This window comes from Pseudoalteromonas sp. (assembly GCF_041613455.1).
In the GTDB taxonomy this organism is placed as follows: Bacteria; Pseudomonadota; Gammaproteobacteria; order Enterobacterales; family Alteromonadaceae; genus Pseudoalteromonas.
In genome coordinates this window covers 1-5,085 of record NZ_JBFJHD010000211.1, presented here as the reverse complement: position 1 = coordinate 5,085, position 5,085 = coordinate 1, and the positions used below count along the sequence as shown (strand labels likewise).

The following is a 5,085-nucleotide window of genomic DNA, read 5'->3' as shown; positions in this document are numbered from 1 at the left end:
TAGTTAGAAGGTTAAAGAAAAATGATGCCAGCGTGATGAAATTGGTATACATGGGGGATTCAAAATCCCCTGCCGCAAGGCGTGCCGGTTCGAGTCCGGCCGCTGGTACCACTTTTTATGACCCCGACCAAATTGGTTGGGGTTTTTTTATGTCTTTTGAAAAGTGATAGTGAGTGCGTATCGCCGGACTCGAGCGGCACGGATGCGTACCACTGTTATCAGTGCTAGTCCAGCACTCGGCAGCACTTTTATAACCCCGACCAAATTGGTTGGTTTTTTTTTATGCCTAAAATTTGAGTTCCGAACTCGAGCGGCACGGGTGCGTGCCACTGTTATCAGTGACCGTGGATGCATTTCCACTTATTCGAGTAATTCGTATGGTGAAAAAAGGCCTCGTTTTAAGAGGCCTTGTTACGTTTAAAGCTGTTGTGGTAGTTAAGCGATTTGTAACTGCTGCTTACTTTGGCTTTTTACAAACACTAAACAGCCTGCTAACACTAATAATGGAAACAGTGGGTCATACACACTTCCATGGCTGCCAAACAATAAGTTTAAAATCATGATAAGTGAGCCGCCTATAGCCCACGCAATCGTTGTTGGCACGGTCCAAATAACCAGTTGTTTTTTAACTTCGGTAACACCCATTAAGCGGTTAACTATATGGAATAAGCTATCGTTAAAATATCCGGCAAATAAGCTTCCCATAGTGGCTGCTGAGGCCGCGAATAACATATTTACCCCTTCCATTTCCAAAAGTACTGGCGCAGAAATAGAGGCGGCGGTGATCATTGAAACGGTGCCACTGCCTTGAATAATACGAACCAAGGTGGCAATAATAAACGGGATCATAATTGGCGAGATTGATAACTCAATAATTTGGTTAGCAATTTCAGCACCCGCACCCGATGCGCGTAATACCGCACCTAGTGCACCACCGGCACCCGTTACCAGTAAAATAATACCGCAAGTAGTAATGCCTTCTTCTAGTTTAGTGGTGGTTGACTCTTTATCTAAATGAGGTGTAAGGGTATACACCGCAAGTAAAGTACTAATTGAAAGCGCAATAATAGGGTGGCCAAGGAAGTTAATAATAGCGCCAACAGTGCTTGCCGATAAGCCATCCATGCCAAACTGCTTTTCAGCCAAACTCATTAGCGATTTCACTAAAATCAATACAATTGGTACCACAATTGGCATTATTGACTTAGTTAATGAAGGGAGGTTTTTAGCTGCTTTTTCTGCCATGTAGTCATGGTGAACTTGCTTCGCGTCATCGCCAGTATGGTTTACGTTTGGTAGCGAAATAAACTCTGGAAAATGCTTCTCCAACCAGCGCGAATAAACAATAATGCCATACACACACGGCGCGGCTATCACTAGGCCAAAACCTAACATTGACGCTAAATCAACACCAAATATACTTGCTACCCCTAATGGTCCTGGTGTTGGCGGAATACAGTGATGAGCAACAACTAATCCGCCAGCCAGCGACACTGTTAAGGTTAAAATAGAGCGATTCGAGGTTTTGGCAAATGACTTCGCAATGGGGTAAAGAATAATCAGCGCGCTATCAACAAACACAGGAATACTCACAATATAACCAGTGACGGCTAGTGCGGTTTCTTCTTTTTTCTTACCTAACCATTTAATAAAGTTGTAAGCTATTGATTCTCCGGCGCCAGAAGCCTCTAAAATGGCCCCCATCATCACCCCTAAGCCGATAACAATACCAATGCCACCTAACGTGCCACCAAAACCATCACTAATGGCTTTCATGGTATCGTCAACACTTAAACCGCCAATTAAGCCCGCCATACAGGCGGCCGCTAGCATTGCAATAAAAACGTGTACTTTAGTTCGTAAGACTAAAAAGATTAATACAAATACGGCAATGATTAAGCCGATTACAGAAATGGGTAACATACGCGAGACCTTTTTGTTATTAAGTAATAGGTTTACTTTGTTTTTGGGTTTCTAGGTAAGCAGTTAAAATAGAGTTAAAGTCTGTATCTTTAACAAATCCTAATGCGAGTTCTTTTTCGTTATTCATCGATTGCGGCCAACTGGCAACAATACGTGCTACGCTTTCGTCTTTTTCGTAACTAATTAGCTCTAAAACAGACTGCCCTTTGAGTTTGACTAAGCAGGCAAGCATTTCTTTAGCAGAGGTTTTTAATCCGGGTAAATTTACCGTGCGAAAGCCGCTTAGCTGTTTGCTGTCGAGTTGACTTGCATGAATAATATTTTTAATCACGCTATTGGGGCTTGATACCCACAAAGGTAAATCAACATCAACCGGGCAGTTTGACGCTTGTTGCTTCAGTGGTTCGCGGATAATGCCACTCACAAAAGAAGAGGCCGCTTTATTTGGCACCCCTGGACGAATGCAAATAGTTGGCAGGCGCACGGTAATAGCATCAACAAAGCCTTTTCTGGCGTAATCATTGACCAGCAATTCACAAATTGCTTTTTGGGTACCGTACGAAGAGCTAGGCTGCATCGCTGTCATGTAATCGATTTGTGCTGGTAGCTTTCCGCCAAACACAGCAAGTGAGCTGGAAAAAACGAAACGAATATTCGGGTTTGCTTGACGACAGCACTCAAGTAAATTTTCAGTAGCTTTTAAATTCACTAACATGCCCAGTTCAAAGTCTTGCTCTGCATGGCTCGAAACTATGGCCGCTAAATGAAATAAATGAGTCGTATCTTTATCGATGATATTTTCAAGCTCTGCTTTATCGGTAATATCAGCCACAATAGAATGAACTTTATTACTGGTAACTAAATGGCTGTCTAATTTAATGCGGTCTACTACCTTAACAGTTTCAATGTTAGGAAACTGTTGTAGCAAACTATTGAGCAGCTCTGAGCCTAAAAAACCAGCACCACCGGTGATAATAATATTCATGTATATACCTTTGTATGTTTATTAACTGTGTTATTAGTTATTGATAAATAATGCTTATAAGTAGGGTTTTAGCCACTCAAGGCCAGCTTCAGTGTTGTTTCTGGGATTGTATTCACAGCCGATCCAGCCGTTATAACCGGCGCTGTCTAATACCTTAAATATATGCGGGTAATTAACTTCTCCCTCAGAAGGCTCATGCCGCTCAGGCACAGAGGCAATTTGAATATGCCCCGTCACTGCCGCTAAGTCGTTAATAAGGTGGGTCAAATCACCATCCATTATTGCGGCATGATAAATGTCTAGTTGCAGCTTCACATTAGGGCGAGCAATTAATTTAATTAGCTCAGCAGCTTGGCGTTGATGAGCAATAAAGTAATGAGGCACATCGCGGCTGTTTAATGGCTCTATTAGCAATTCAATATTATGTGTGGCAAATAGATCGGCAGCGTAACGAATATTGCTAATAAAGGTGTCTACATGCTGCTCACGGCTAAACTGTGGGTTAACAATGCCTGCCATCGCATGTATTTTTTTACAGTTTAATGCGGTTGCGTACTCCAGTGCGGTTGCAACACTTTGCTTAAATTCTGGTTCACGGCCGGGCAGGGCTGCAAGGCCGCGCTCGCCAGCATCCCAATCGCCTGGTGGCATATTAAATAACGCTTGCTCTAACCCAAATTGCTGTAATTTATCTGCTAATACTTGTGCTTCAAATGCATAAGGGAATAGATACTCAACGGCTTTAAAACCGGCTTTATGGGCGCGTTCAAAGCGTTCAAGAAATGCCACTTCGCTAAAAAGCATGGTTAGATTTGCTGCAAATTGAGCCATTATTTTCCTCTCCCTTTTAAGTCAGTTACTTCTGCGTCGCTAAGGTAACGGATTGCTTTACCGTGTAATAAAAATGCCAGCTTGGCGGTTTCTTCTAATTCTTCGGCATTATCTACGGCGTCTAAAAAGTCACTGCCGGTAATAATAGGGCCATGGTTAGCGAGTAAAAATGCCCGATATTTGCCTGCCAATTGCGCTAAATCTTTGGCAATTTGCGGATCGCCTGGGCGGTAATAAGGCACCACAGGCAACTCACCCACACGCATCACGTAATAAGGGGTAAAGGCTTTAATGGCATTGCTATGATCTAAACTTTCAAGGCAAGACAACGCAGTTAAATACGTAGAGTGTAAGTGCACTATGGCATTACAATCAGGGGCATTAGCGTAAATAGCCAAGTGAAAAGACACCTCTTTAGACGGTGGCATACCACTGAGGTGATTACCCTCTTTATCAACCACAGACAGCTCTTCTGCTACCAAGCGACCAAAAGAAGACCCGGTTGGGGTGGTTAAAAAGTTACCGTCAGCTAACTTCACCGACAGGTTTCCGGCACCACCGGTGGCGTAACCACGTTCAAACATAGAGCGTGCCAGCTCTACTACTTGTTGCCTTAACTGCACTTCATTCATTTAAAATACTCCTGGGCTTGGCTGAAGAACGCGACAGTGCCAAAGTTTCCCGATTTTAATGCTAAGCAAATGTCGCTATTAATAGCTTTTACCCAGGGTACGCCGGGACTAATTTGCGGACCAATATGAAAACCATCAAGCTGTAAGCTTTGGGTAACAACGCCTGACGTTTCACCGCCAGCAACAATAAAATTACGCACACCATACTCTTTAAGTTTAATGGCTAGTTCAGCAAACAGCTGTTCAACTGCCTGACTGGCCACCTGTGCACCGTATTTTTTATGTGTTGCTTGTAATGCGTTTACATCGGCGGTGGCATAAACGATTGGGGCGAGTGGCGCGTCTAAGTGACTCACCACCCAGTCAAAAACTTGCTTGCTATAATTGTCTGAGTTTAAGCAATCATCGATATCGAGCGCGAAGTGAGGGGCGTTAGTGTTATACGCTGCCACCTGTTGATTGGTCATTAACGAGCACGAACCCGATAATATAACGGTAGCAGCCTGTGTCGGGTAGCCCGCTCTTTTTGCCTCGCTTTGAGCGCGTAATTGCGGTTGCCAGTTTTTTGCAATTCCCGCGGCTAATCCCGAGCCGCCAGTGACTAACTTTAGCGACTTCGCTGCTTCGCCTAAGGTGGCTAAGTGTGTGTCATTAAACGCATCAACCACTGCATAGCGTTTTCCGGCATTGTGTAGCTCAGTAAACTTAACCTTA

Annotated in this window: 5 protein-coding genes and 1 tRNA gene; 1 reads left to right on the top strand and 5 read right to left on the bottom strand. The window is 43.7% G+C overall.

Going from position 1 to position 5,085, the window contains the following annotated elements; all coding sequences use genetic code 11:
• Positions 1 to 26 precede the first annotated feature (26 nt).
• Positions 27 to 111: transfer RNA gene (locus ABYB02_RS14420), tRNA-Leu, on the top strand.
• Positions 112 to 435: 324 nt separating this feature from the next.
• Here the strand turns inward: ABYB02_RS14420 and ABYB02_RS14415 are convergent.
• The 5 genes from ABYB02_RS14415 to ABYB02_RS14395 all read right to left on the bottom strand — a co-directional run.
• Complete coding sequence (locus ABYB02_RS14415; protein ID WP_372763108.1) at positions 436 to 1,923, bottom strand: GntP family permease; 1,488 nt, start codon at positions 1,921 to 1,923, stop codon at positions 436 to 438.
• 19 nt (positions 1,924 to 1,942) lie between these two features.
• Positions 1,943 to 2,908, bottom strand: coding sequence for a D-erythronate dehydrogenase (gene denD, locus ABYB02_RS14410; RefSeq protein WP_372763107.1), 966 nt, complete (start codon positions 2,906 to 2,908; stop codon positions 1,943 to 1,945).
• Between the two features lie 54 nt (positions 2,909 to 2,962).
• The gene (gene otnI, locus ABYB02_RS14405; protein ID WP_372763106.1) at positions 2,963 to 3,739 is read right to left on the bottom strand and encodes a 2-oxo-tetronate isomerase; all 777 of its coding nucleotides are present in this window, start codon (positions 3,737 to 3,739) and stop codon (positions 2,963 to 2,965) included.
• A complete protein-coding gene (locus ABYB02_RS14400; protein WP_372763105.1) occupies positions 3,739 to 4,371 on the bottom strand; it encodes an aldolase in 633 nt (210 codons plus the stop codon). Before ABYB02_RS14400 ends, otnI begins: the two co-directional genes overlap by 1 nt.
• Positions 4,368 to 5,085 (bottom strand): four-carbon acid sugar kinase family protein (locus ABYB02_RS14395; protein ID WP_372763104.1); only part of this gene is annotated, 718 nt, incomplete at its 5' end. The genes ABYB02_RS14400 and ABYB02_RS14395, both read right to left, overlap by 4 nt.